General features: G+C 41.1%; 27 protein-coding genes. 18 read left to right on the top strand and 9 right to left on the bottom strand.

What is annotated here, in order from left to right:
* Nucleotides 1–23: 23 nt before the first annotated feature.
* From OWEHO_RS09320 to OWEHO_RS09310, 3 genes are all read left to right on the top strand, one after another.
* The gene (locus tag OWEHO_RS09320; RefSeq protein WP_014202225.1) at nucleotides 24–2,024 is read left to right on the top strand and encodes a urocanate hydratase; all 2,001 of its coding nucleotides are present in this window, start codon (nucleotides 24–26) and stop codon (nucleotides 2,022–2,024) included.
* Between the two features lie 69 nt (nucleotides 2,025–2,093).
* Nucleotides 2,094–2,438: a hypothetical protein gene (locus OWEHO_RS09315; protein ID WP_014202224.1), complete on the top strand. Its 345-nt coding sequence runs from the start codon at nucleotides 2,094–2,096 to the stop codon at nucleotides 2,436–2,438.
* The gene (locus OWEHO_RS09310) at nucleotides 2,425–2,931 is read left to right on the top strand and encodes a hypothetical protein (RefSeq protein WP_014202223.1); all 507 of its coding nucleotides are present in this window, start codon (nucleotides 2,425–2,427) and stop codon (nucleotides 2,929–2,931) included. The genes OWEHO_RS09315 and OWEHO_RS09310 overlap by 14 nt, the downstream gene beginning before the upstream one ends.
* A gap of 118 nt (nucleotides 2,932–3,049) precedes the next feature.
* Here OWEHO_RS09310 and OWEHO_RS09305 read toward each other — a convergent pair whose 3' ends face one another.
* Nucleotides 3,050–4,456: a cytochrome P450 gene (locus tag OWEHO_RS09305; RefSeq protein ID WP_014202222.1), complete on the bottom strand. Its 1,407-nt coding sequence runs from the start codon at nucleotides 4,454–4,456 to the stop codon at nucleotides 3,050–3,052.
* A gap of 137 nt (nucleotides 4,457–4,593) precedes the next feature.
* Entirely contained in the window at nucleotides 4,594–5,376 is a 783-nt protein-coding gene (locus tag OWEHO_RS09300) for a glucose 1-dehydrogenase (protein WP_014202221.1), read from the bottom strand.
* A gap of 244 nt (nucleotides 5,377–5,620) precedes the next feature.
* On the opposite strand from OWEHO_RS09300, the gene OWEHO_RS09295 reads away from it, so the two are divergent.
* Nucleotides 5,621–6,610 carry an LLM class flavin-dependent oxidoreductase gene (locus OWEHO_RS09295; protein WP_014202220.1) on the top strand — a complete coding sequence of 330 codons (990 nt, stop codon included), beginning with the start codon at nucleotides 5,621–5,623 and terminating at the stop codon, nucleotides 6,608–6,610.
* A 2-nt stretch (nucleotides 6,611–6,612) separates the two neighbouring features.
* On the opposite strand, the gene OWEHO_RS09290 is transcribed toward OWEHO_RS09295, so the two are convergent.
* Both OWEHO_RS09290 and OWEHO_RS09285 read right to left on the bottom strand, forming a co-directional pair.
* Nucleotides 6,613–8,169 carry a peptide MFS transporter gene (locus tag OWEHO_RS09290; protein WP_014202219.1) on the bottom strand — a complete coding sequence of 519 codons (1,557 nt, stop codon included), beginning with the start codon at nucleotides 8,167–8,169 and terminating at the stop codon, nucleotides 6,613–6,615.
* 92 nt (nucleotides 8,170–8,261) lie between these two features.
* Nucleotides 8,262–9,422 (bottom strand): GlsB/YeaQ/YmgE family stress response membrane protein, encoded by a 1,161-nt coding sequence (locus OWEHO_RS09285; RefSeq protein ID WP_014202218.1) that lies wholly within the window; start codon nucleotides 9,420–9,422, stop codon nucleotides 8,262–8,264.
* A gap of 134 nt (nucleotides 9,423–9,556) precedes the next feature.
* On the opposite strand from OWEHO_RS09285, the gene OWEHO_RS09280 reads away from it, so the two are divergent.
* Nucleotides 9,557–10,015, top strand: a complete 459-nt coding sequence (locus OWEHO_RS09280; protein ID WP_014202217.1) for a DUF1569 domain-containing protein — start codon at nucleotides 9,557–9,559, stop codon at nucleotides 10,013–10,015.
* Nucleotides 10,016–10,034: 19 nt separating this feature from the next.
* Here the strand turns inward: OWEHO_RS09280 and OWEHO_RS09275 are convergent, their stop codons facing one another.
* The 3 genes from OWEHO_RS09275 to OWEHO_RS18495 form a co-directional block, all read right to left on the bottom strand.
* The gene (locus OWEHO_RS09275) at nucleotides 10,035–11,075 is read right to left on the bottom strand and encodes an AI-2E family transporter (protein ID WP_014202216.1); all 1,041 of its coding nucleotides are present in this window, start codon (nucleotides 11,073–11,075) and stop codon (nucleotides 10,035–10,037) included.
* Between the two features lie 64 nt (nucleotides 11,076–11,139).
* Nucleotides 11,140–12,036 carry an AlbA family DNA-binding domain-containing protein gene (locus tag OWEHO_RS09270; RefSeq protein WP_014202215.1) on the bottom strand — a complete coding sequence of 299 codons (897 nt, stop codon included), beginning with the start codon at nucleotides 12,034–12,036 and terminating at the stop codon, nucleotides 11,140–11,142.
* Nucleotides 12,037–12,087: 51 nt separating this feature from the next.
* The gene (locus OWEHO_RS18495) at nucleotides 12,088–12,240 is read right to left on the bottom strand and encodes a hypothetical protein (RefSeq protein WP_014202214.1); all 153 of its coding nucleotides are present in this window, start codon (nucleotides 12,238–12,240) and stop codon (nucleotides 12,088–12,090) included.
* A gap of 123 nt (nucleotides 12,241–12,363) precedes the next feature.
* On the opposite strand from OWEHO_RS18495, the gene OWEHO_RS09260 reads away from it, so the two are divergent.
* Together OWEHO_RS09260 and OWEHO_RS09255 are read left to right on the top strand one after the other, a co-directional pair.
* A complete protein-coding gene (locus tag OWEHO_RS09260) occupies nucleotides 12,364–12,990 on the top strand; it encodes an OmpH family outer membrane protein (protein WP_014202213.1) in 627 nt (208 codons plus the stop codon).
* The gene (locus OWEHO_RS09255) at nucleotides 12,991–13,395 is read left to right on the top strand and encodes a hypothetical protein (RefSeq protein WP_014202212.1); all 405 of its coding nucleotides are present in this window, start codon (nucleotides 12,991–12,993) and stop codon (nucleotides 13,393–13,395) included. It abuts the gene before it with no gap.
* A gap of 10 nt (nucleotides 13,396–13,405) precedes the next feature.
* Here the strand turns inward: OWEHO_RS09255 and OWEHO_RS09250 are convergent, their stop codons facing one another.
* Together OWEHO_RS09250 and alaS are read right to left on the bottom strand one after the other, a co-directional pair.
* The gene (locus OWEHO_RS09250) at nucleotides 13,406–14,155 is read right to left on the bottom strand and encodes a hypothetical protein (protein ID WP_014202211.1); all 750 of its coding nucleotides are present in this window, start codon (nucleotides 14,153–14,155) and stop codon (nucleotides 13,406–13,408) included.
* Nucleotides 14,156–16,777, bottom strand: coding sequence for an alanine--tRNA ligase (gene alaS / locus OWEHO_RS09245; RefSeq protein ID WP_014202210.1), 2,622 nt, complete (start codon nucleotides 16,775–16,777; stop codon nucleotides 14,156–14,158).
* 127 nt (nucleotides 16,778–16,904) lie between these two features.
* Here alaS and OWEHO_RS09240 point away from each other — a divergent pair, with 127 nt between their 5' ends.
* From OWEHO_RS09240 to OWEHO_RS09190, 11 genes are all read left to right on the top strand, one after another.
* Nucleotides 16,905–17,876 (top strand): M23 family metallopeptidase, encoded by a 972-nt coding sequence (locus OWEHO_RS09240; RefSeq protein WP_014202209.1) that lies wholly within the window; start codon nucleotides 16,905–16,907, stop codon nucleotides 17,874–17,876.
* Nucleotides 17,876–18,208, top strand: a complete 333-nt coding sequence (locus OWEHO_RS09235; RefSeq protein WP_014202208.1) for a MerR family transcriptional regulator — start codon at nucleotides 17,876–17,878, stop codon at nucleotides 18,206–18,208. Before OWEHO_RS09240 ends, OWEHO_RS09235 begins: the two co-directional genes overlap by 1 nt.
* Nucleotides 18,209–18,327: 119 nt before the next feature.
* Nucleotides 18,328–18,918, top strand: coding sequence for a LemA family protein (locus OWEHO_RS09230; protein ID WP_014202207.1), 591 nt, complete (start codon nucleotides 18,328–18,330; stop codon nucleotides 18,916–18,918).
* Nucleotides 18,919–18,977: 59 nt separating this feature from the next.
* Nucleotides 18,978–19,424, top strand: coding sequence for a TPM domain-containing protein (locus tag OWEHO_RS09225; protein ID WP_014202206.1), 447 nt, complete (start codon nucleotides 18,978–18,980; stop codon nucleotides 19,422–19,424).
* Between the two features lie 4 nt (nucleotides 19,425–19,428).
* The gene (locus tag OWEHO_RS09220; RefSeq protein WP_223252678.1) at nucleotides 19,429–20,181 is read left to right on the top strand and encodes a TPM domain-containing protein; all 753 of its coding nucleotides are present in this window, start codon (nucleotides 19,429–19,431) and stop codon (nucleotides 20,179–20,181) included.
* A gap of 86 nt (nucleotides 20,182–20,267) precedes the next feature.
* Entirely contained in the window at nucleotides 20,268–20,681 is a 414-nt protein-coding gene (locus OWEHO_RS09215; RefSeq protein WP_014202204.1) for a 6-pyruvoyl trahydropterin synthase family protein, read from the top strand.
* 61 nt (nucleotides 20,682–20,742) lie between these two features.
* Nucleotides 20,743–21,099 (top strand): four helix bundle protein, encoded by a 357-nt coding sequence (locus tag OWEHO_RS09210; protein ID WP_014202203.1) that lies wholly within the window; start codon nucleotides 20,743–20,745, stop codon nucleotides 21,097–21,099.
* 65 nt (nucleotides 21,100–21,164) lie between these two features.
* Nucleotides 21,165–22,043 carry an ACP S-malonyltransferase gene (gene fabD / locus OWEHO_RS09205; RefSeq protein ID WP_014202202.1) on the top strand — a complete coding sequence of 293 codons (879 nt, stop codon included), beginning with the start codon at nucleotides 21,165–21,167 and terminating at the stop codon, nucleotides 22,041–22,043.
* 27 nt (nucleotides 22,044–22,070) lie between these two features.
* Entirely contained in the window at nucleotides 22,071–23,114 is a 1,044-nt protein-coding gene (mvaD, locus tag OWEHO_RS09200; RefSeq protein WP_014202201.1) for a diphosphomevalonate decarboxylase, read from the top strand.
* 104 nt (nucleotides 23,115–23,218) lie between these two features.
* Nucleotides 23,219–24,157: a mevalonate kinase family protein gene (locus OWEHO_RS09195; RefSeq protein WP_014202200.1), complete on the top strand. Its 939-nt coding sequence runs from the start codon at nucleotides 23,219–23,221 to the stop codon at nucleotides 24,155–24,157.
* A gap of 1 nt (nucleotide 24,158) precedes the next feature.
* Nucleotides 24,159–25,043: a geranylgeranylglycerol-phosphate geranylgeranyltransferase gene (locus tag OWEHO_RS09190; RefSeq protein ID WP_014202199.1), complete on the top strand. Its 885-nt coding sequence runs from the start codon at nucleotides 24,159–24,161 to the stop codon at nucleotides 25,041–25,043.
* The last annotated feature ends 48 nt before the right edge of the window (nucleotides 25,044–25,091 follow it).

The following is a 25,091-nucleotide window of genomic DNA, read 5'->3' as shown; positions in this document are numbered from 1 at the left end:
TATAAAGAAAAGAGTTTAAGGATATGCCAAGCTTTAAAGATTTGATAATACAAGGGATTCCAAATGAATTACCTGCCAAAAGAGATTACAAGCCTGAGGTAAGCCACGCACCTAAGCGAAAGGATATACTTAGTGATGAGGAAAAAGTGCTTGCGCTAAAAAATGCTCTTCGCTACTTTCCAAAAGGTTGGCACAAAGAATTGGCAAGTGAATTTGCCGAAGAGCTGAAAAAATATGGACGTATATATATGTATCGTTTTCAGCCGGAATATGAAATGTATGCCCGGCCAATAAGCGAATACCCGGGCAAGTGTGAGCAGGCCCGCGCTATTATGGTGATGATCCAGAATAACCTAGATCCTGCAGTGGCACAGCACCCTGATGAATTGATCACCTATGGTGGAAATGGAGCTGTGTTTCAAAACTGGGCACAGTACTTATTGACAATGCAGTATTTGGCCGAAATGACTGACGAGCAAACTTTGCACATGTACAGTGGCCACCCAATGGGACTTTTCCCTTCGCACAAAGATGCTCCGCGTGTAGTGGTTACAAATGGTATGACTATTCCCAACTATAGCCGACCAGATGATTGGGAAAAAATGAACGCATTAGGCGTAAGCCAATATGGGCAAATGACGGCTGGTAGCTATATGTATATCGGGCCACAGGGTATCGTTCACGGCACTACCATTACTGTTTTGAATGCTTTGCGAAAAGTGGGCAAGGAGCCAAATAGTGGAGCTTTGTTTGTAACTGCTGGACTTGGTGGCATGAGCGGTGCGCAGCCTAAAGCTGGAAATATTGCCGGATGTATTTCGGTAACGGCAGAAGTAAACACTGCTGCTTCGCGCAAAAGATTTGAGCAAGGCTGGGTTGATGAGTTGATTTCGGATATGGATGAGCTTGTCGCTCGCGTAAAGAAAGCCCAAGCGAATCGAGAAACCGTTTCTATTGCCTACGAAGGAAACATTGTAGATGTGTGGGAAACTTTTGATCAGGAAGATATTTATATTGATTTGGGCTCGGATCAAACATCGCTGCACAATCCATGGGCAGGCGGTTACTATCCGGTAGATGTAAGTTATGAAGATGCGAATGTGATGATGGCGAATGAGCCAGACCGCTTTAAAGAATTAGTTCAGGAAACTTTGCGCAGACATGCCAACGCGGTGAATAAACACACTGCAAAAGGCACCTACTTTTTTGATTACGGAAATGCTTTTCTATTAGAAGCGAGCCGTGCTGGAGCTAATGTGATGAATCCTAACCCTACTATAGGACGTGAGTTTAAGTATCCAAGCTATGTGCAGGATATTATGGGGCCGATGTGTTTTGATTATGGATTTGGCCCATTCCGCTGGGTGTGCACTTCGGGTAAGCCAGAAGATTTAGCTTTTACGGATCAGTTGGCTTCAGAAGTTTTGGCTGAGTTGGCAGCAAGCGCTCCAAGTGAAATTAGCCAGCAGATGGAAGATAATATCCGTTGGATAAAAGCTGCGGGTGAGAATAAATTGGTTGTTGGTTCGCAAGCACGTATTCTTTATGCCGATAGCGAAGGACGAATTAAAATTGCTTCAACATTTAACAAAGCCATCAAGGAAGGAAAGATTGGGCCGGTAGTTTTAGGTAGAGATCACCATGATGTGAGTGGAACGGACTCTCCATACCGCGAAACTTCCAATATATATGACGGTTCACAGTTTACCGCTGATATGGCTATCCAAAATGTAATTGGCGATAGCTTTAGAGGCGCTACCTGGGTGAGTATTCACAATGGTGGCGGAGTAGGCTGGGGTGAAGTAATAAACGGTGGCTTTGGAATGTTACTGGACGGAACTGCCGATGCTGACCGCAGATTGGAAAACATGCTTCTTTATGATGTGAATAACGGTATTGCCCGCAGAAGTTGGGCGCGCAATGAACCTGCCATGTTTGCCATAAAGCGCGAAATGGAAAGAACGCCAGGTTTGAAGATTACGTTGCCTGAGGTTGTAGATGAGGATTTAAACCGATTATTTTAATATATTCACATAAAACAAAGTGCAGGTCGTATCCGTTTAAATAATTAAATTTGTATTTACTAAAGTCGAATGATGACACTCTTAATGGATAAGAAGAATCCTCTGAAAATAAATAACCCAAGAATTGAAGCTCTTGACGATGCCTATAAATGGTTTTTAGAGGTCTTGGATAATTTTGCAACAGAAAAAAACATTACTGCTGAAGAGATAGCTGACCTTAAGAAAATTGTTTTTAAGGAATATATGAATAAGAAAATGTCATATACACTAGATCATAAGCTTTCTATACTTAGTAAGTATATTGACTCTTCAATGTGCTCAGCTCTTAGGGAAAACTCTTTAAAAGAGAAGCCCTCTACAAGCCTAGTTTACATGAAACATACAAAGCATCTTTTATCGAATGAGCAGTATTGATAAAATACCAAATAGCTCAGAAGGTGATGCAGACGAGGTTGAAATGAATCCACCCTCCAGCAAAGTTGAAGGAATGTTGGAGCAGTTTGAGATGTTTGCGATGCAACAGAAAGGAGCCAAAAACTCTTTCGACACCAGCAAGTTTACTCCGCAACAGACAGACAAGCTTTTGGATATACTAGCAACTAATGAGGATAATGCATATAAATTTCATAACAAGAGGTTAGATACTGTTGAGAAAATACAATTGAAGGCGATTGAATCTTCCACCATTAATCAGAAAACTATAAGATATGGACTAGTTGGAATTATAATTGCAGTTCCAATTATTACCATACTCATTCTTTTTTTTAAGGAGAATTATTTTATTCCTTGGTTAACCTTTATGACGGGTCTGGCAGGTGGATTTGGATTAAGCAAGGTTTCGAAGCATATTTCAAAAGGCTCTGATCCAGAGAATATCCTTCCTGCAAGTGATAGTGAGGAAGGCTGAGCTCTCAGATGGCAAAGATTTGTATGTGCTAAGTTATAGATCAGTTTAAAATACACCACGCTATTACACTACTGCATTACCCTTGGCCTGTTGATTAGTACAAGACCAATTATTTACCCTAAACGCCCCCCAACTTCACCACCAAACCCTCTGGAAACATCGTAAACGTAAAAATTTCTTTTACCTCTTCAGGTTTTACGGCAAGCTCCAAATCAAAGTTTTTGCAAATCATAGAAATGGCCATTTTCATTTCCTGAATGGCAAGATTGCGGCCAGGGCAAAAACGTGGGCCAGCCCCAAAAGCACGCATCATTTGTGGCGAATGTGCCGTGTGGTGTGGGCATCCATTGGCAATCCATCTTTCGGGAATAAATTGATCAGCATCAGTAAAGTGAGCTTCATCCGTTTGCCCCACCTTGTTTTGCATCATTATCGTAGTTCCTTTTGGTATTGCCAAATCCTGAATCACCACATCTTCTTTGGCCTGCATGTATAAGTTTGGCGTCACAGGCTTCAGGCGCATTGCCTCCATACACACAGCCTCGGTATATTTTAGTTCGGCTACTTGTTCATGTGAAGTAGCACATCTTGTACTGCCAAAAACCTGCTGGGCTTCTTCTCTTACTTTTTGATACACTTCAGGGTGTTGAGCTAAATAGAACAGTGTCCATGAAATAGAATTGGAAGTCGTGTCTTCGCCCGCCAAAAGGATGGTGAATACATTCCCAAAAACCTCCTGATCAGTAAAGTCAGGGTTTTTCTTTTGCTCCACTAAAAGGGCTTCCAAAAAGTTAGTTGGGTTTTCCTGAAGCTCAGAATTATCGTGTAGTCTGGCTTTAGCTTCTTCAATAAATTGATGCACCAAATCCTCAATCGCCTTCAATGCAACATCCAGTTCTTTGTCCTTTTTAGATTTTATTAATCGCCAAATAGGGATGGGCGCGGTAATTCGGCTGTTGATCATGGGGAAGATTTTCTCCATATGATCCTGAATCACATCGCCTTCTTTTTCCAGTGTATTCACATCATAACCAAAAGCGATGGAGGTGGTGATGTCTACCGTATATCGCACCATTTCCTTTTGTACGTCTATTTCTTTTTTCGCTTTCGCGAAAGCGCACCACCGTCCGTAAAGGCGCTCCGTCATCATCTGAAGAGTAGAGAAGAAGCTCCGTACATTTTTCACATTTAGCGCCTCAGCGGTCAATTCGCGATGTTGTTTCCACTGCTCACCTTCAGCATTAAAAACGCCAACAACACCCATCTCGGTGAGAATCTCATTTATCTTAAAAAAGCGCTGAAACTTATCAGGACGACTTTTCAGAATTTCAAGATTTATATCTGGATTGGCTGAAACCAAAAATGGCTTTCCGAGCATATTGATTCTGAAAACATCACCAACTTCCTTTACCCAATTTTCAAGTACTGTGTGTTTGGCTTCCGAGTTGAATTGTAATAAGTGCCCAACAATGGGTTGACCTTTTGGGGAGGGAAGGTCATTGATGTTTCTTTGAGAGGTGTCCATCCTTCAAAAGTAAACCAAGCTCTGTTATTTTAAGCTTTATCTCTTGAAATTAAACACATTGGGTGTAAAAAAAGAAACACCGATTCCTGGGTTGTAAGACCTTAGGAATCGATGTTTTATGAATAAGTTGTAAAACCTTACACGATACCGTATACATTGGACTGGCCTCCATCAATTGCAATGGTCTGGCCACTTACATATCCGTTTTCAGGGCTCAAGAAAAACGCAACTACTTTGGCTACATCTTCGGGTTCACCCAATCGTTTGGTAGGATTGTTTGCCGCATATTCTTTTTCAGCAGCTTTTGGGTCATCAGGGTTCACTTGCTTAAATGAGGCGGCCACCATAGGTGTAAGAATCGCTCCAGGTGCTATGGCGTTGGTCAACACCCCATCTTTACCAAATTCCAAGGCGGCATTTTTCGTCATTCCTGATACCGCATGTTTACTAGCTACATAAGGAACCTCGTTTAGCACTCCTCTTATTCCCCCTACAGAGGCTACATTTACAATACGTCCGTAGCCCTGCTTTTGCATTACAGGAATTACATAGCGCATGCCGTAATAAACCCCCATTAGGTTAATGTCAATCACCTTTTTGAAGGTCTCCATTTCATATTCAGTGATGGAAGCTTGTTTACCTTCAATCCCTGCATTGTTGTAAAAACCATCGATACGTCCAAATTTCTCTACGGTCTTGTCTACATAGTTTTTTACGGCTTGCTCATCGGATACATCGGCTATCACAGTAAGTATTTCTACTTCTGAATATTTATCTTTTATTTCCTTCTGTGCAGCTTCCAATTTTTCTTCATTGTAGTCTACCAAAACCAACTTGGCACCCTGTGAAGCTAATTCTACGGCTGCAGCATAGCCTAGTCCCATTGCTGCTCCGGTGATGATAACCACTTTATCTTTCATATCGTTATTTAAATTTTGAATAATTAATTACAGGATCTATTAAAATCCTTTAGCTAAGTAACTCAATGTGGTGTTGTGAGTTCGTTTATTTTGAAAGAATATTCCTATAAAAAGATAGGTTTAGACTAATGTGTTTTTCTTGAAATTGTTGTAAATCAAGCTATATAAGATTGAACTATACGTAGATTGATCTGTAAAGGAATACGCTAGCTGATTAATAGCTTTGCCATCTCAAAAAGAAACTATGTCAATTCCATTTTCAATATTAGAACTAGCCACTGTTGGCAAAGATTTAGGCCCGGGTGTAGCTTTACGCGATACACTAAAAATTGCCAAAAAAGCGGAGGAATTTGGCTATTCTAGATTTTGGTTAGCCGAACATCACAATATGGTAAGTATTGCCAGTTCGGCTACAGCTGTACTTATTGGGCAAGTGGCGGCTGCAACTAAAAGTATACGGGTAGGTTCTGGTGGAGTCATGCTTCCTAATCATTCACCTCTTATAGTTGCTGAGCAATTTGGAACCTTAGGTCATCTTTTTCCCAACAGAATTGACCTCGGATTAGGACGCGCGCCAGGAACGGATCAAGTTACGGCCAATGCGATAAGGAGCGATAGAATGCAGGCCACGCATCACTTCCCACATGAAGTGGAAAAAATTCAGCAATACTTCTCTGTAGAAAATGAAAATTCTGATGTTCGCGCTACTGTGGCCGAAGGTGTAGATGTTCCTATTTGGATTTTGGGCTCCAGCACCGATAGTGCCCACTTGGCTGCAGAAAAAGGTTTGCCCTATGCTTTTGCCAGTCATTTTTCTTCGGCACAACTTTTTGATGCTCTAAATATTTACCACAATAATTTTAAGCCTTCAAAGTATCTGGATAAGCCCAAAACTATAGCGTGTATAAATGTGATTTTGGCGGATACTGTTGAAGAAGCTGAAAGACTTTTTACTTCGTTAATCAAACGGTTTTTAGGCATACTCACAAACGACCGTGACTATATGGACCCTCCGCAAGATATGACACCAGAGCTGAGGGAGTTGACACAGCACCCTTCTTTCCAGCGAATGCTTAAGTATACATTCGTGGGCACCAAAGAAAAGGTAAAGCCGCAGGTGGATGAATTTGTAAAAGCCACGGAGGTAGATGAGTTGATGGTGGTGTCACACATGTACAGTACCGAAGACCGAATAAAGTCTATTCGTTTGTTCTCTGAAATTATGAAGGGTTAAAATCAATTAATTCCACCCATCAGCTTTTTAATAATCGGTGAAATCACAATGGCCAAAAGGCCGAGTAAAACCATAAGCACGCCAAAACCGGCATACACCGAAACGTATGAATAGAGCTGTTCAAAACCTGGAACATTGGCTGTAGTAATTTGTGTATAATCAAGGCCGGTGACCCAAGCGGTGATTTTTCCAAAAAATCCTTCTGAAAATATATTTACCTCTCCTTTTTTCAGTGCGGTGAGCGAGGCTATTTTTCCTGCAAAGAAATGCCCAAAAAAGGATGACGAAAAGAACACGCCCATTACAAAGGAAACATACTTTGTAGGCGAAAGCTCCGTCATTTTAGAAAGTCCGATTGGAGAGATGAAGAGTTCGCCAATGGTAAGAATAAAATAGCCAGCAAAGAGGTAAAACATAGGTGTCCGGGCAAGTGCATCCACATCACGGGCGGAGAGTGCGAAAACCAAAAAACCAATACCAAGAAATAGAAGGCCCATTCCTGATTTTATGGCTGAGTTTGGATTGCGATTTATGCGGGTGAGGTAAGCCCAAAGTGCAGAAAATGGAATGGCGAGGGCAATTATAAAGAGAGAATTAATGCTATTGGTTTGTGCGGCACTCAGCCAAATGAGATTCACATTTCTATCAGCAAACAAGGTGAGTGAACTTCCGGCTTGCTCAAACACAGCCCAAAACAAGGTCATAAGCATGGTGAGGTAGCCAATTACAATCAGGCGGCTTTTTTCAACTTTATCAGATTTTAGATAAATCTGAACTAAAACGCCAACAATGAGGAAGGCTGCCAGCCACACAATAAAATGCTCATAATGGTGAAGATAAATGCCAAGCGCAAATAAGGGAACGCTAAGAAAGGATAAAAGGGCGATGAGGTTTCCGCGGTTTAAGCCAGCTACTTTTTGGTTGTAAATTTCTTGAGAAGGAGGAAGTCCATGGTTTCCAAATACGCCACTTTTTATACCTCTGTAAAAAACGATAAGGCCAGTTATCATGCCCAATCCGGCAAGGATAAAACCATAATGCCAACCGTACATTTCGGCAACCAATGCGCAAAGTAAAGGAGCTAGCGCACCGCCAATATTTATTCCCATATAAAAAATGGTAAAGCCCGAATCTCTACGAGGGTCTTTTTTGTGATACAAGCTTCCCACGAAAGTGGAAATATTGGGCTTAAAAAAACCATTACCCACAATGATAAGCGCAAGTGAACCGTAAAAGAAAACGGGCATTTCTATGGTGAGGAGCAGGTGGCCCAAAGTCATAAATACGCCACCGATAATTATTGCTTTGCGGAAGCCTAAAAATTTATCGGCCAGCATACCGCCAATGAGTGGAGTAACATACACCAGCGACATATAGGCGGCAAATACGCCAAAGGACATTTCATCGGTAAAGAGGAGCTGCTTTATCATGTAAAGCACCAGCAGGGCTTTCATTCCATAAAAGGAAAACCGCTCCCACAATTCGGCAAAAAAGAGATAAAATAAACCTTTGGGATGCCCCATCATTTCGGGGGCGCTTGTACTTTCTTGTGCTTTCATTTTAGCTTCATTTATAATGAATGGCCAAATAATGAAAGACGGCTTACGAGGATGAAGTGTTGTGACAATGAATAGTAAAAAATAACACAATGTTATTTTTTGTAACCGCTCGATGTTTGGTCTAAAATGCTTTGGTACTGGGGGTTTTTGGCATTAGCTGCAAATTCGCTTAGCAAGGCATCGTCTATAAAAATATCCTGCGGCAGCATTCGGATTCTGTACTTTCCTTCGCCCAAAAAGGTGAAAAGGTCCTTGCGCTCCAGTGCATTTTCAGGGCTTTGGTTTAATATCTCATTTATGTTTTCGAGGATGCGGGTGAGATAGGTTTGGTTTTTAATTTCACCAGCTGCACCTACCACCATCGGTTGCATTTCGGCAGCACCATATTTTCGCCTTATGGCAAATTTTAAAAGATTGCTGAACTGAGTGGTTTTGGAACTAAAATCCACCGTTTGGTCTTCGATGTTTTTAGATGGAATGGTAAGTTTTATAAGTGACCAGTCTAAAAAGTGAATACGCATTTCGGTGGGCCGTGGGGTATTTGCCAGCTGAATGACCCAAGTGGTAGCCAATACCAGGAAAATAAAAATCAAGGAGGTTTTGGAAACTATCTTGAGCAGGTACACTGCAAAGTCATTCTTTAAAAATAAAAAGACCTCGGGCAGTTGAGAGGCTAGCATAAGCATTACCACAATAGAGGAAATAACTGCAACCACCGGTAAGCCCCGATGCAAAAAAGTGCGGTACAAAGATATAATGAGTAGAAACGAAATAAGGGCAGAAAGCAAGAGGTCTGGCAGGGCTTTTAGGCTAAGTCCAAAATAAATCATGGGTTTGTCCGCCAAGGCAGCGCCCAAGGTTAGTAGGGTTACCAAAATAATGATGGACAAGATTACACGTCCGCCCTTTTTGCTTTCATAAACAAACGAGGGTGCATACTGAAAATAGAAAAGTGCCAGCAGCAAAAAGAAATTATTGGCAATAGAAAGCAGACTGATAATTAAAACTTGGAAGGGTGATGTTTGAAAATTAAAGTGATAAGCCAAGTAAGAGTCAAAGCCAGAAACGACCCACACGAGCATGGCAAGGCTCAGGTAAATCAAACCTCTATCCACACGCTTTTGTGATTCGTCTTCGGCCAGCAGGCTACCAAAGCGCTTGCGAATATTGCGATAAATAGCTAGTAATACGATTGCGCCAATTAGCGAAATGAATAGGTGAGAAAGGTTGTGAAACTGGGCTACGTCTGTCATAAAAAAAGGAGCAAGCTTTTGTTCAAAGCTAAAATGTTTTTTGATTGAAGCTTAGGAAGTGGAAAAGCTAAATCAAAAACTAGATAAGTGAAGCATTGGTTTAGATTTGTGTTTTAGAATAATAAAGAAAAAAAATGGACTACCCTGATATTTTTACCAAAGAAGTAAGTGATGAAATAGTGGAGCGAATAGGTAAACTTACACCCGAAACACAGCCACAGTGGGGTAAAATGTCAGTAGGTCAAATGCTGGCGCATTGTTGCGTAACCTACGAAATGGTGTACACGGATAAATTTCCCAAGCCAAAGGGTGTGGTAAAATTTATGCTAAAGGTATTTGTGAAAAACACGGTGGTAGGTCCAGCCCCTTACAAGAGAAACTCACGTACGGCCCCAGCTTTTTTGATTACCGGAAGCAAAGATTTTGATGCTGAGAAAGCACGGCTGATAGGTTACATTAGGCAGACACAAGAATTGGGTGGAGCGCATTTCGGCAATAAGGAGTCACTCTCTTTTGGGAAACTAAGAACCGATCAATGGAACACTATGTTCTACAAGCATTTGGATCATCACCTTAACCAATTTGGTGTGTAGCTGTACAGAGCTTTTTACATTACTCCATCACCTTTACAATTACCTCGGTACTTTTGAATTGCTCAAAAATAATTTTGAGCATTACGGTAATTGGAACAGAAAGAATAAGCCCTGCAACACCCCAAATGTAGCCCCACAGCATAAGCATTACGAGTACGGTAATGGTGTTTATCCTAAAAGATTGCCCCATAAAAATGGGCTCTAAAACACCTCCTACCAAAACTTGAATGCCGACAAGGATTAATACAAAGGCAAGAAATGACCCCGGTGCGGTCAGATCGATTAAAGCAAAAAGGGCCAGGAAGATAGTAACAACAACGGAGCCTATCATTTGCACATAGTTGGTGGCAAATGCTATTAAACCCCAAAACAAGGCAAAGCTTACCCCAAAGAAATAACAGGTCAGTCCAAAACCGATTCCTGTCATTAAGCTGGTAAGTGTTTTAACTTTTATAAACGTAACAATGCTGCTTTCAATTTTGCTAAATGCTTTTACTGATGAGTTTTTTCTATTGAAAACGAGAGTGCCAAAAATCTGTTGAACATTTAAGGATCCAGATAGGAGAAGAATTAAAAAGAAAAGCATCATGAGGATAGTAACTACCATCCGCTGAACTACGGCAATGGTGCTTCCAAAATGACTGTACACCCATTCAGATACTTTGTCATTATCCATGAGTTCTTTGGCGATGCTTTCATCATTATTAGATGAAACTTCAATGTCAAGCATGTCTGTGACTGGAGCCCATGTGGTAGTTAAACTTTCGTCAGCCTTTTCCCAAAATTCTGTTTGACCTTGTGTTATTTGTCTTACACTAAGACCAATAAGTTGATAGGTGCCAAAAAGCACCACGAGCATTATAAAAGCGGAAATAGTGACGGACGCCCACTTTGGAACTTTTTTACGCCTTAACCAGCGCATAAGAGGTGTAAAAAGCAGCGCCAAAAAAATGGCGGATATAAAAGGGATAAAAATGAAGGAAAGAATTTTTAGCAGATAAAAGCTAAGAACCACGGCCATAAAAATGAGAACTCCCTTAATAGTATTCGTGTTGTCCATACGTTATGATTAGTTGAAATAGAACCATAAGTTTAGTCAAAAGTTTAACTCAATCAACGGGAATTTACGCCAGAAGATATTTATTGGTTTCAAAAAAAACTACCGGGCTCGGGGCATTTATTTCTTCAGAGTAATAAGTAGCCAAAAGCTCGGTTCTGGTCTTGGCTATTGCTACAAAGGCTGCTTTTGTTTTGGTAATTAGGTTTTCGCCAAAAGTGTCCACCTGAATGTAAATTCGCTCACTGCTATATGGAATAGAAACTTTGTCTTTCCATGATTGATGTTGGTTCAGAGTTTTGTGAAAATATTTCTCTACAACAAAACGCTCCATTTGCCTTACCGGCAAACACTGCACTTTGTAACCAATGTTTTTCGCAGTTTTCGAACTTAGGTTTTCAATAGAGATAGCCAAGCTTAAATCATCAACTTCCTTGTCCAGTTTTAGTTGTATTTGCAGGTTTCCATTTTGCCTGTTGGCAAACATTTTCTCCACTTCTCGATGACGCGCGGGACGGGACATATCTCCATCTCTAAAGTAGTACTTTCCATTTCGCAACACTTGATGAGGAGCGGCTGGGCTGGCAGGAATATCAATCACAAATACATTGCGGGTGGAATCCTGAAGCTGTACAATTTCTAATCGAGGTGGCGGAGGAATTATATCATTTGATAAATATGTCTTTACCGTATCTACCGATTCAAAACTGGACTTGGTGAGTTCACCAATGCAAACACCTGTATCATGGGGTCGTTCAAGTTCTCTAGGAGCGCCAATTATTAAAACACCACCTTCTGCATTGAGAAAGGCTCCAACTTCTTTAAGAATTTTGTCAATCGTAACCTCCCCACTCTTAAACTCTAGGTGCTGATTTTCCCTTCGCTTCTGCGAAAAGTATTCCTCTAAATCGGCAAAGGTTAATTCCTGTATGCTTTTTTTAAACGGATAGGGATGTGGGTTCATGTGGTTAAAATACAAAAAGGCTCTGTTTGAAAACCACAGGAATGTTAAGGATTAATTTTTAGACGAAGAATCAGCTGTGTCATCGCCATCACGAACTTTGCGCCAAGCCTGCACACCTCGGTAGCCCAAGGCAAGAAGTCCTAGAGAACCACTTTTTGGAATGTCAAACTTCTTATTTTCTTTGTTTATGCTATCACCTTTCATGGGGGTAAATTTATGAAAATAGCTTGTTTGCATTTTTTTAAAGTAAAGCCCACCCTTTCTCTTTTTTTACCGTTAGTCTTATAGCATCCCTTTTGCTTATTTTCGCGGCAAAATAATTTTTTGATGAAGACTTTTAACACTGTAGCAATTATCGTTTTAATAGTAGCCGTTGGCTATTTGTTTATTAAAGATTCAGGCAGCGGGAGCTCCGCAATATCACCAGCTAATGATAGTGAGGTAGCTGAAAACTTGAAAGGCCAAGATTTTAAGGGTGTACGTGTGGCGTATATCAATACTGATTCTTTAGTAAGAAAATATGATCTTCATAAAGAACTTCAGGAAAAATTGGCGGGCCGCGCTCGTATTTTGGAGCAGGATATGGCCAATAAGGCACAGGTTTTTCAGCAGAATGTAGAGCTTTTGCAAAAGCAGGCCCCAAATATGAGTGAAGCTGAATTGCAGGCTGCACAAATGGATTTGCAACAATCGCAACAGTCGCTTATGGCTTATCGTGATGAAAAGGGAGCTGAATTAGCGAAAGAACAGCGCAGCCTTGATTCTTTGATAATGGATGATTTAAAGGATATAGTGGAAAATGTAAAGGACGAATTCGGTTTGGACTACATTTTGAGCTACGACCCAAATAGCATTTTGCTTGCGGCTAATGAAAACTACAATATCACAGCAGTGGTAGTAGAGCGCCTAAATAAGAAGCACAATCAAGGAAAGGCTTCTAAAGAAGAAGAGTAAATGAAGAAATTTGTAAAGTCCTTATTGCTTGTAGCATTTGCCTCTTTGGTATTTGTGGCCTGTGAAAAGGATCCGGAAGAAGTTGAAGACTTTAGAAATCGGTACATTGGCACATGGAGTGCCAATGACCGTGAAGGTTGGAATGCTCCGGCTTTTTATGACATTACCATTGGTGAGGGTGCTGCTCCTGATGAGGTGGTTATAAGAGGGCTTTACAATCACCCCAATACTGAGCTGATTGCTGTGGTAAACGAGTATAACTTGATTATTGTAAAGCAAACTACAGATGAAATCACCTTTAATGGTGACGCAAAAGCAAACCTGGATTTTGATCAAGTTACCTTCACTTACACCGCCAATGATGGCACTGGCGATGATGAGGTGAAAACTGTTTGTACGAGATGATTTTTTTCGCTTAGAAACTGTATTTCAAGCCGAGGTCTATCCCAAAACTTAGCGTTGTCTCTCTAGGATAATTAGGTTGTTCGATTAATGCATTCAGCATATAGCTTACGTTTCCACGAACGATTAACCCCCAATTGTCTGCAAATTTATAGGTCCCTCCAAGACTTAAGCCTACAGTAAAAGTCGGGCTGTTCAGGTCATCATCACCATCATAAGTATATTCCTGAATCATACTATTCACAGGTTTTACCTCGCTTGTGTATTCGTAAGGTAGATTAACCTGAATAGCAGGCACAACCTCTAAATCCCAAATATCATTGATTGAGGTATTGAAATTGAACTTAAAGGGAATAGTGTACCACCTTGCTGAGTTAGTGAAATCAGCAACAAAAGTAGTGGTGTCTCCAGGTTGTGATTCGTAATCATTCACTAGCACATCTTCTACTTTATAGCTGATACCGCCATGGCCAAAACCTACACTAATATCAAGGGCAGAGCCAAGTGAATAAATTATATCAATACCATAATTTAACTGAAACGAGCCTATAGCTCTATTGTTGGTTAATAGAAAGTCGCCACCTTCGGGGGTTTCATTATTAATTAATCTACGATCGCTAAAGTTGGGGTTTGTTATCAAAGCAATTCCAAACTTTGAATGCTTCACATTGGCGTCATCGTAGTATACAATATCGTCTTTCTTTTTCTGCGCGCTAAGGCTAAGGCCAACAGCGACAAGGGCGAGGGTAAATAGTTTTTTCATTTATAAGAGAGTTTTAGCTTTTTCAAGTGCTTTGTCAATACCTGCTGGGTCTTTACCTCCAGCTGTTGCAAAAAATGGTTGGCCACCGCCACCACCTTTGATTTCACGAGCAAGTTCTTTCACCATATTGCCCGCATGCCAGCCCTTTTCTTTGGCAAGTTCGTCACTAAAGGCAACTGCAATTTGCGCTTTATCGCCCATATCAACGCCAATTACAGCGGCAATATTTTCATTTTCATTTTTGATTTGGAAAAGAAGGTCCTTCACAGCGCCCCCATCCAAAGCAGTTTTTTGGATAATCAAAGTGTAGCCATCTTTTTGAATGGCATTGTTCACCCACACATCTTTTTCGCCTTTTGCCTTTTCGCGAATCAGTTCTTCAATTTGCTTTTTCAGCTTGCTGTTTTCGTCTTTCAAGCTATTGATTCCGGCAATCAGGTCTTTTACGTTTTTAAGTTCTTGCTTAATGGTGTTCAAGGTTTCGATGTGCTCATTCACATACTTTCGGGCAGTAGCTCCGGTAAGTGCTTCAATTCTGCGAATGCCTGCAGCTACAGCACCTTCGTGAGTGATTTTAAATAAACCAATCTCACCGGTAGCTCCTACATGAATACCTCCGCAAAGTTCAATGGATTCGCCAAATTTAATAGCACGAACGGTGTCGCCATATTTTTCACCAAACAACATCATAGCGCCCATTTCCTGCGCTTTGTTTATTGGGATATTTCTGAATTCCTCTAGTGAGAAGTTTTTCTGAACACGGTTATTTACCAAATCCTCAATTTGCTGAATTTCTTCATCCGTCACTTTTGAAAAGTGACTAAAGTCAAAACGCAAGTGATTTGGAGCTACCAATGATCCTTTTTGTTCTACGTGTGTTCCTAACACTTCGCGCAAAGCTTGATGCAGCAAGTGCGTTGCACTGTGGTTGTAGGATGCGTCAGTGCGTAACTCGGTGTTTACTTCTGCCTGAAATTTAGCATCAAGATTTTCAGGAAGCTTTTCAGCAATGTGAATAATTACACCGTGCTCTTTTTTGGTGTCAATGATTTCAATCTTTTCATTGTCATTGTGTAATAGCCCTTTATCACCAACTTGCCCACCACCTTCGGGGTAAAAAGGAGTAAGGCTAAATACCAATTGATAAAGTTCTTTTTTCTTAGCTACTACTTTGCGATAACGCGTAATGGAAACCTGAGCAGAAGTATAATCATAACCAATAAATTCTTCCTTTTCATCATCCTTCAGAGTTACCCAGTCTCCGGTGTCTAACTTCCCGGCACTTCGTGCGCGCTCCTTTTGTGAAGTCATTTCGGTGTCATAGCCTTTTTGATTGTAGCTATACCCTTGCTCGCTAAGAATAAGTCCGGTCAAATCTGGTGGAAAACCAAATGTGTCATACAATTCAAAAACCTTTGCGCCTTCTACCATTTTGCCATCAGTTTCAGCAATAATTTGATCGAGGCGGCTAAGGCCTTGCTCCAAAGTTCTTAGGAACGAATTCTCTTCTTCGTGAATTACTTTCTCTACCAACTGCTTCTGCGACTGTATCTCCGGGAAAAATTCGCCCATTTGCTCAGCCAGAATTTCTACCAATTGGTATATGAAAGCTTCCTTCATATTAAGGTAAGAGAATCCATAACGGATAGCTCTTCTCAAAATTCTTCGGATCACATATCCAGCACCAGTATTTGAAGGCAATTGTCCATCTGCAATAGCAAACGCCACTGCACGTACATGGTCAGCAATTACACGGATTGCAATGGTTTGCTGTTCATCTTTACCATAAGCGATTCCGCTGAGGTTTTCAATTTTCGCGATAAGCGGAGTAAACACATCCGTATCATAATTGGATTGCTTGCCTTGTAAAGCCATGCAAAGTCTCTCAAAGCCCATCCCAGTATCTACGTGCTTGGCAGGTAGCTTTTCTAAGCTTCCATCAGCCTTGCGGTTAAATTCTATAAATACAAGGTTCCATATTTCCACCACTTGTGGATGGTCCATATTTACCAAAGTGCGCGCATCTACTTTTGCGCGCTCATCGTCATTTCGTAGGTCGATGTGTATTTCAGAACTTGGTCCACATGGGCCTGAAGCCCCCATTTCCCAAAAGTTATCTTTTTTATTTCCGTTAAGGATTCTATCCTCAGCGGTAAATTTTTTCCAGTTGTTAAAAGAGTCCTGATCTTTTTCAAGTTCATCTTCTTTGTCACCTTCAAATACGGTAACGTAAAGTCGATCTTTATCCAAACCGTACACTTCCGTCAATAATGTCCAGGCCCACTCTATGGCTTCGGTTTTAAAATAATCACCAAAACTCCAGTTACCCAGCATTTCAAACATGGTGTGGTGGTAGGTATCATGGCCCACCTCTTCCAGGTCATTGTGTTTTCCGCTTACGCGAAGACATTTTTGAGTATCCGTAACACGGGTGTTTTTTGGAGTGTCATTTCCCAAAAAGTAATCCTTAAACTGATTCATACCAGCATTGGTAAACATCAGTGTAGGGTCGCCTTTTAGCACTATTGGTGCAGAAGGAACGATGTCATGTTTTCGTGCTTCAAAAAAGTCAAGAAACGATTGACGAATTTTACGGGCGGTCCATTTTTGGGATTGATCCATAGCTGTTTAAACAAAAATATCTTAAATATGTACTTTTGGAGTTCTATAAAGGCTTTCATTTGTAAGCTGAAACCTTGTAAAACCTGTACATTTCCACTTAAGGAAATGCAGGCCAAAAGTAGAAAATATGGCGAAGGTCAAGTACTATTACGACCCTAAAACATTATCCTATCGAAAAATAGAGAAGGGGACGCGTTATAAAATACGCAATACCGCTATTTTTCTGGCTTCCTCAGCTTTGATGGGAGCGTTATTCTATTTGGTGGCTGACAATTTTATCAATTCACCCAAGGAAAAACGGCTGCACCGTGAGGTGGAAAATATGAAGATTCAGTATGATATCCTTAACGGGAAGATGAATCAGGCTGTAGCGGTGCTTGAAGGTTTGCAAAAGCGGGATGATGATATTTATCGAGTAATTTTTGAAGCAGAACCTATCCCTAATACTATTCGAAAGGCGGGATTTGGTGGAGCTAACCGTTATAAAAAGCTTGAAGGGTTTGACAATAGTGAGCTTATAAAAGAGACAGCTCAACGCATGGATCAGATTACCAAAGAGATTTATGTACAAAGCCGCTCTTTTGATGAAATAGTGGATATGGCCGAAGATAAAACTAAGTTGTTAGCTGCGATTCCTGCTATTCAGCCCGTGGCTAACAAAGATTTAAAAAGGATGGCATCTGGTTTTGGACTTCGTGTAGATCCGTTTACCAAGGCTCGTAAAATGCACAACGGTATGGATTTTAGTGCTCAAATCGGAACTCCAGTATACGCTACAGGTGATGGAAAAGTGATTCGTGCGGATAACCGTGCCAGTGGTTTTGGTAACCATATCCGCATAGATCATGGTTATGGCTACACCACGGTGTACGCTCACCTTAATGAATATAATGTCCGTAAAGGGCAGAAAGTGAAGCGTGGGGAAATAATAGGTTTTGTTGGAAACACTGGTCGTTCCCGTGGTCCACACTTGCATTATGAAGTATGGTTAAACGATGATAAATTGAATCCTGTAAACTTCTATTACGGTGAGCTTTCTCCAGAAGAGTTTAGCACAATTATTCAAATGTCTAGTCAGCCTAACCAATCATTCGATTAATGAGCATGAACGATGAAATAGAAAAGCGCTATTACACCATTGGTGAGGTGGCGGCTATTTTGGACGTGAATACCTCATTGGTACGCTTTTGGGAAAAGGAGTTTGACATTCTTAAGCCCAAGCGAAACAAAAAGGGCAACCGCCTTTTTACGTTGAAAGACCTGGATAATATCAAGCTTATTTATCATTTGGTAAAAGAGAGAGGTTTTACTTTGGAAGGTGCTCAAACCAAATTGCGGGAAAACCGCGAAGACACCGCCAAAAATGCTGAAGTAGTAGATAAGCTCAAGATGATCCGTCAGGCTTTGATGGAGATAAAGAGAGAACTTTAGGGTTTTCACCGCCCCATTTCTACCAATTACCTACCATTCTGCCCTTGTGGCAGAGCAGCTTCTTTGGAATACCAATTGCTTCGCCTAAGTTTGTTAGAAATTAAAACAATCAAACTCAAATGAAAAAGGGACTTATCGCGCTAATAGTAGTCGGTCTTCTTGTAGTGATCGCTTACTTTTCTTTTAAAGGTATGTACAACAATATGGTAACTATGCAGGAAGCCACCGCGGGCCAATGGGCTAATGTGGAAACTTCTTATCAGCGTAGAGCCGATCTTATTCCAAATTTGGTGAACACAGTAAAAGGTGCCGCTGACTTTGAAAAAGAAACTTTAACTCAAGTAATTGAAGCGCGCGCAAAAGCTACTTCTGTGCAAGTGGATGCTGATAATATTTCTCCAGAACAATTGCAGAAATTTCAGCAGGCACAAGATGGATTGAGTGGTGCTCTTAGCCGACTTTTGGTAAGTGTGGAACGTTACCCTGAATTGAAAGCGAATCAAAACTTCCTTGCGCTACAAAGCCAATTGGAAGGTACAGAGAACAGAATTTCTGTAGAAAGAAGAAGGTTCAACGAAACGGTGCAGGGTTACAACTCTTACATCAAGAAGTTTCCTCAAATGTTTATTGCCGGAATGGGTGGCTTTGAGAAAAAAGGATACTTCCAGTCTGCCGCAGGTTCTGAGAATGCACCAGCTGTAGAATTTTAGAATAACAAAATTGAACTCCGCTCTTGGGCGGAGTTTCTTTTATAAAACCACTTCATACTATGAAGAAGGAAGAAGCCAAGAGCTTTTTTACCACAGAACAGGAGAAGGAAATTGTAGCAGCCATAAAGACTGCCGAAAATCAGACTTCTGGAGAAATCCGCGTGCACCTCGAAAACCATACGGATGAGCCCAACTTGGAACATGCCAAAAAAGTGTTTGAAGAAGTAGGTATGACGAAAACAGAGCTTCGGAATGGAGTGATGTTTTATCTGGCCGTGCAAGATCATCAGTTTTCTATTTTAGGTGACAAAGGAATTAATGAAGCTGTGCCTTCTGATTTTTGGGACAATATTCGTGATGTGATGGTTGGCCATTTTAAAGCTGGCGATTTTACCAAAGGAATGGTAGAAGGCATTACCATGGCGGGCGAGGCGTTAAAAAAATATTTCCCCCATCAGGGCGATGATGATATCAATGAATTACCTGATGAAATCTCAAAATCTTAAAGGTTTGCATAAACTGAAATTTATACTTCCGTTGCTGCTAATGGTGGCAACAGTTTTTGGTCAGCGTTTTCCGGAAAGGCCAAACCCGCCCAAGTTGGTAAACGATTTTACCAACACACTGTCATCACAACAAAGGGCTCAGCTTGAAGAAAAGTTACTTCGCTACAATGACACCACCTCTACGCAAATTGCGGTTGTGCTCATTAACACATTAAACGATGAAGACCCTAATCTTTATGCTGCTGAGCTTGGTCAAAAGTGGAAAGTTGGTGTGAAAGGAAAGGATAATGGCCTCGTTTTTTTGGTTGCGGTAGATGATCGCAAAATGGCCATTCAAAATGGTTATGGTTTGGAAGGGGCTCTTACCGATTTGGAAACCAAACTGATTATCGAAGACTATGTAATTCCCTATTTCAAAAAACAGGACTACTACGGTGGGATTAACGAAGGAACCACACAAATCATAAAGCTCCTTGCCGGAGAGTTTGAAGGCAAACCTAATCGTAGAAAAGAAGGCAAACGTTTCCCATGGGTGGCGATCGTAATTTTCGGAATTATCGTGCTCATGTCTCTTCGTAAGAAAGGCGGTGGAGGCCGAGGTTCAGGTGGTTATCGCGGTGGCGGTGGCTACTGGATTGGTGGTTTTGGCGGTGGTTCATCCTTCGGTGGAGGATCTTCTGGAGGCTTTGGTGGAGGTGGTTTTGGCGGCTTCGGAGGCGGAGGCTTTGGAGGTGGCGGTGCCAGTGGAAGTTGGTAATACGTAACTACAAATTCTAGTTTTCACCTAAGCTATTCTACATTCTATCGCATAAGTTATCTTTGCGCAAATTTTCAAATGATCGTATGATCTATATAGAAAGGAAAGAACGCTTTAGCGCAGCGCATCAGCTGTACAATCCCAATTGGAGCGAGGAGAAGAACCGCGAAGTTTTTGGAAAATGTTCCAATAAAAATTTTCACGGGCATAACTATACGCTTATCGTTACCATAAAGGGCGAGATAAATCCAGATACCGGATTTGTAATGAATCTTGTGGACCTGAAGCGCATTATTCAAAAGAAGGTGACCGATAAACTGGATCACAGCAACCTCAATCATGATGTCGATTTTATGAAGGGGAAATTTAGCAGCACGGAAGTGCTAGCTGTGGAAATCTGGAAAATATTACAACCTGAAATAGAAAAGCACGGAGCTCAGCTGCACAAGGTTCGCCTTGATGAGACGATAAACAATGCGGTGGAGTATTTTGGGGAGTAGCTGCAAGTACAAAGTACTGAGTATTTAGTACAAAGTATCTGGTGCAAAAAATCATCTTGATATGCATAAGTTTAAGGAGTTGAAAGTTTGGCAAAAGGCGATGGAGTTGGTTAAGGAAACTTACATCATAACTAGCCAGTTGCCAAAGTCGGAGCAGTTCGGATTGATTTCTCAAATAAACAGATGTGCAGTTTCAATTCCTTCAAATATAGCTCAAGGTGCAGGTAGAAATAGCCCGAAGGAATTTCTCCACTTTTTAAGTATTTCCAATGGCTCAGCGTATGAATTGGAAACTCAGCTTTTATTAACAGAAGAGTTAGGATTCACAAAACAAGAAAATCTCCAAAAGCATTTTGAACTAATAAATGAGGTGTGTAGCATGAACTATGCTCTTCAAAATCATTTAAAACACAAATAAGCCGAATATAAACCTCAATACTGAGTACTTATTACTATGTACTCAGTACTAAGTACCAAAAAAATATGAAAGCATACATTTTTCCTGGACAAGGAGCCCAGTTTGTAGGAATGGGTAAGGACCTTTACGAAAATTCAGAAGTAGCAAAAGAGCTATTTGAGAAGGCCAATGAAATTTTGGGTTTCCGTATTACCGATATTATGTTTGACGGAACTGCCGAAGATTTGAAGCAAACTAAAGTTACGCAGCCAGCTGTGTTTTTGCACTCAGTTATTTTGGCAAAAACCCTTGGAGATTTTGCTCCTGATATGGTGGCTGGTCATTCTTTGGGTGAGTTTTCAGCTTTGGTAGCTAATGGCGCTTTGTCTTTTGAAGATGGATTGAGATTGGTTTCTCAGCGTGCTTTGGCCATGCAAAAAGCTTGCGAAAAAGAGCCTTCCACTATGGCCGCAGTTTTAGGTCTTGAAGACCAGGTGGTGGAGCAAGTTTGTAGAGAAATTGACGGAATAGTAGTGGCCGCAAACTATAATTGCCCAGGGCAGTTGGTGATTTCTGGAAGTACCGGAGCAGTTACTTTGGCTTGCGAAAGAATGAAAGAAGCAGGTGCCAAGCGTGCCTTGATGCTTCCTGTGGGTGGAGCTTTTCACTCGCCATTGATGAAGCCAGCCGAAGAAGAATTGGCAGCAGCTATTGCCAACACCACTTTTAGCCAGCCTATTTGTCCGGTTTACCAAAACGTGACTACCACAGCGGTAAATGACCCTGAAGAGATTAAGAAAAACCTAATTGCTCAGCTTACTGCTCCGGTAAAATGGACACAGAGCGTGCAGCAAATGATAAAGGATGGAGCTACTGAGTTTATCGAAGTAGGCCCTGGAAAAGTATTACAAGGCTTGGTGAAGAAAATTAATCGCGAAGCAGAAGCTCGTTCTGCGGAAGCTTAATTCATTCACCACAAAAAAGAAAACACCTTGAAAAAGTCTGCTAGCTGGCGTAGCCCGTCAAACATTGCTTTGGTAAAATATTGGGGCAAATACCCAAAACAGATACCTGCCAATCCGAGCATCAGCTTTACGCTGAATGATTGCTACACCGAAACTGAAGTTATTCTTGATGACAAGAAAACGGATGCAACTTTTTCTTTTGAGGTCATTTTGGATGGCGAGACTAAACCAGACTTTGCACCCAAGATTGAAAAGTTTTTTAATCAAATTGTAGATGAAGCTCCTTTTTTGAAGGAGTTTCATTTTACTATAAAAACCCACAACAGCTTTCCACATAGCAGCGGAATTGCTTCCAGTGCTTCGGGTATGAGTGCTTTGGCGCTTTGCCTGCTTTCGCTAAAAGAAGAAATTGCTGGAAAGAAAGAAGATGACTTTTACCGTAAGGCAAGTGAGTGGGCAAGGCTAGGTTCAGGAAGTGCCAGCCGATCGGTGTATGGCGGTTTGGTAGAATGGGGCCGTTTTGCTGGAATGCCGGAAAGCAACGATGAGTTTGCCGTTCCGTTTACCGGAAAAGTGCATGAAGTTTTTAAAACCTTCTGCGACTATGTTTTACTAGTTGAGGTGGGCGCCAAAAGTGTAAGTAGCACTGCCGGACATGGTTTGATGAACAATCACCCATTTGCCGAAAGGCGCTTTTTACAAGCACATGAAAACCTTGAAAAGCTAACTGAAATTCTAGCCAGTGGAGATTTGGCAGCTTTTGGAAATCTGGTAGAAAGTGAAGCATTGACGCTGCACGCCATGATGATGACCTCTGATCCATCATTCATCCTAATGAAGCCCAATACCGTACATATCATTGAGCGCATTCGCGAGCATAGAAAGGAAACGGGAACACCAGTTTACTTTACTTTGGACGCTGGCGCCAATGTACACGTGCTATTTCCCGCTACAGCGGAACAAAAAGTTAAGTCCTTTGTTGATAGTGAGTTGAAGCAGTATTTGAAAGACGGAAGATATATTTGTGATAGAGTAGGGCAAGGACCGGAGTTTGTAGGGAGTAAGGAATAAGGAAATTCTTAATACCTAATACTCAATACTTAATACCCAGTACTTAGTACTATTTTTCCCCTATATTTGCCACGTGATGCTGTAAGGCGCATAAAATTAGATAGATGAATAAGAATCCACTTTATTATGCTAAGATTCTCCTTTTTGGGGAGTATGGCATCATTAACGACTCTCAGGGATTGTCTATTCCTTATGATTTTTATCGTGGAGCTTTTAAGCAAAGTGATGCGCTGGAAGGCAAGTCTGAAAAGAGCAATACCAGCCTAAAGAAGTATTTTCAGTATTTGAAGGAACTTCAGGAAAGTGGAGAAATTATCGCTCCTCTTGATCTTATAAGTTTGGAGGCTGATATTGAAGCTGGATTCTATTTTGACAGTTCTATTCCCGAAGGATATGGTGTAGGAAGTAGTGGTGCATTATGCGCAGCTATTTACGATAAGTACGCTGTAAACCGAATTGACCCCGATACCGATATTGACAAAAATTCCATAGTTGAGCTAAAGAAAATTTTAGGTCAGATGGAGTCCTATTTTCATGGTAAGAGCAGTGGCTTGGATCCATTGATTTGCTACTTGAAATTACCCGTTCTTATTTCTTCCAAAGAGGAATTGGGAACTGTGGCATTGCCAAAGCCTGGACAAGGCAAAGGCGCTATATTTTTATTGAATAGCGGCCAACCGGGCGAGACTCAACCGATGGTAAACATCTTCATGGAAAAGATGAAAAACCACGGTTTTAGAAACGTAATGAAGGAAGAATTTACCAAGTACAATGATGCTTGCATTCAGGCCTTTTTGAAAGGAGATACCAAGCCTCTTTTCAGCAATTTGAAAAAACTCAGCCATCTGGTTTTTGAGTATTTCACACCAATGATTCCTAGCAGCGTGCATGAGCTGTGGAAAAAAGGAATTGAAACAAACGCCTATTATTTGAAGCTGTGTGGCTCAGGTGGAGGTGGTTTTGTATTGGGCTTTACGCTTGATTATGAGAAAGCCCAAACCATGCTTCAGGGACATCAGCCAGAACTGATACACCGATTCTAAATTGAGACTTAATAGGAGGCAAAGATTACTAATCTTTAAGCTTTCGGCCTTGCTGAGTATGGTGAGGTGGTACAATATTTTCTTTTTGGCCTTGGCCCAATATCTGGCGGTAATTTTTATTCTAAATGATCACCACGATTGGTGGAACACCATCACCAATCCCAATCTTCATCTTATTGTTTTTGCATCACTGTTTTCGGTAGCTGGAGGTTATTTGATTAATAACTTTTACGATTTGGAGAAGGACATGATCAATCGTCCTAATAAAACGCTTTATGAGAAAATCGTGAAGCAGTCTACCAGCCTAAGATTGTACTTTTTGTTTAACGTTATCGGTGCTTTGTTGGCATGGTTAGTTTCGTTTCATGTATTTCTGTTTTTCAGTGGATTTATTTTCCTGATGTGGTTTTATTCGCATAAGCTAAAGAAGATCCCTTTTGTGGGAAACATGGCCGCAGCGCTGCTTTCTATCACACCTTTCTTTGCTATTTTCATTTATTACCAGCTCGAAGATTTATTGATTATCACTTACGTGAGTTTTGTGTTGTTGGTGATTTTTATTCGCGAAATAATTAAAGACTTGGAAGCTCTAAAAGGCGATGTGCTTGCCGGGTACAATACTTTGCCTGCAACTGTAGGGGTTAATAAAACCAAGTGGCTCATCACCGGCTTTGCGCTTTTGGGAGCTATTCCTGCCTTTGCAATTTTTTATAAAACCAACTTTTCAGGAATAAGTTACTACCTAATGGCGGGAGGTGCCGGAGTATTTATTTCTATCTTTTTTCTGATCCGAGCTGGCTCGCCAGCCGATTATCGCGTGTTGAACCATTTGTACCGACTGTTGATTATTGGCGGTATTTTGGGGCTGGTACTATTTGCGTGGTAAATCGTAAAATAATTGATGGTATAAAGCGGTAACAGCTTCCTTACTTTT

This window comes from Owenweeksia hongkongensis DSM 17368, from assembly GCF_000236705.1.
Lineage (GTDB): Bacteria > Bacteroidota > Bacteroidia > Flavobacteriales > Schleiferiaceae > Owenweeksia > Owenweeksia hongkongensis.
Note: the sequence above shows the minus strand (reverse complement) of the source record. Positions and strands in the feature narration are given on the sequence as shown.

Coding starts and splice junctions, on each gene's coding strand:
- OWEHO_RS09320 (WP_014202225.1), top strand. CDS start 24: ATGCCAAGCTTTAAAGATTTGATAATACAAGGGATTCCAAATGAATTA.
- OWEHO_RS09315 (WP_014202224.1), top strand. CDS start 2,094: ATGATGACACTCTTAATGGATAAGAAGAATCCTCTGAAAATAAATAAC.
- OWEHO_RS09310 (WP_014202223.1), top strand. CDS start 2,425: ATGAGCAGTATTGATAAAATACCAAATAGCTCAGAAGGTGATGCAGAC.
- OWEHO_RS09305 (WP_014202222.1), bottom strand. CDS start 4,456: ATGGACACCTCTCAAAGAAACATCAATGACCTTCCCTCCCCAAAAGGT.
- OWEHO_RS09300 (WP_014202221.1), bottom strand. CDS start 5,376: ATGAAAGATAAAGTGGTTATCATCACCGGAGCAGCAATGGGACTAGGC.
- OWEHO_RS09295 (WP_014202220.1), top strand. CDS start 5,621: ATGTCAATTCCATTTTCAATATTAGAACTAGCCACTGTTGGCAAAGAT.
- OWEHO_RS09290 (WP_014202219.1), bottom strand. CDS start 8,169: ATGAAAGCACAAGAAAGTACAAGCGCCCCCGAAATGATGGGGCATCCC.
- OWEHO_RS09285 (WP_014202218.1), bottom strand. CDS start 9,422: ATGACAGACGTAGCCCAGTTTCACAACCTTTCTCACCTATTCATTTCG.
- OWEHO_RS09280 (WP_014202217.1), top strand. CDS start 9,557: ATGGACTACCCTGATATTTTTACCAAAGAAGTAAGTGATGAAATAGTG.
- OWEHO_RS09275 (WP_014202216.1), bottom strand. CDS start 11,075: ATGGACAACACGAATACTATTAAGGGAGTTCTCATTTTTATGGCCGTG.
- OWEHO_RS09270 (WP_014202215.1), bottom strand. CDS start 12,036: ATGAACCCACATCCCTATCCGTTTAAAAAAAGCATACAGGAATTAACC.
- OWEHO_RS18495 (WP_014202214.1), bottom strand. CDS start 12,240: ATGAAAGGTGATAGCATAAACAAAGAAAATAAGAAGTTTGACATTCCA.
- OWEHO_RS09260 (WP_014202213.1), top strand. CDS start 12,364: ATGAAGACTTTTAACACTGTAGCAATTATCGTTTTAATAGTAGCCGTT.
- OWEHO_RS09255 (WP_014202212.1), top strand. CDS start 12,991: ATGAAGAAATTTGTAAAGTCCTTATTGCTTGTAGCATTTGCCTCTTTG.
- OWEHO_RS09250 (WP_014202211.1), bottom strand. CDS start 14,155: ATGAAAAAACTATTTACCCTCGCCCTTGTCGCTGTTGGCCTTAGCCTT.
- alaS (WP_014202210.1), bottom strand. CDS start 16,777: ATGGATCAATCCCAAAAATGGACCGCCCGTAAAATTCGTCAATCGTTT.
- OWEHO_RS09240 (WP_014202209.1), top strand. CDS start 16,905: ATGGCGAAGGTCAAGTACTATTACGACCCTAAAACATTATCCTATCGA.
- OWEHO_RS09235 (WP_014202208.1), top strand. CDS start 17,876: ATGAGCATGAACGATGAAATAGAAAAGCGCTATTACACCATTGGTGAG.
- OWEHO_RS09230 (WP_014202207.1), top strand. CDS start 18,328: ATGAAAAAGGGACTTATCGCGCTAATAGTAGTCGGTCTTCTTGTAGTG.
- OWEHO_RS09225 (WP_014202206.1), top strand. CDS start 18,978: ATGAAGAAGGAAGAAGCCAAGAGCTTTTTTACCACAGAACAGGAGAAG.
- OWEHO_RS09215 (WP_014202204.1), top strand. CDS start 20,268: ATGATCTATATAGAAAGGAAAGAACGCTTTAGCGCAGCGCATCAGCTG.
- OWEHO_RS09210 (WP_014202203.1), top strand. CDS start 20,743: ATGCATAAGTTTAAGGAGTTGAAAGTTTGGCAAAAGGCGATGGAGTTG.
- fabD (WP_014202202.1), top strand. CDS start 21,165: ATGAAAGCATACATTTTTCCTGGACAAGGAGCCCAGTTTGTAGGAATG.
- OWEHO_RS09195 (WP_014202200.1), top strand. CDS start 23,219: ATGAATAAGAATCCACTTTATTATGCTAAGATTCTCCTTTTTGGGGAG.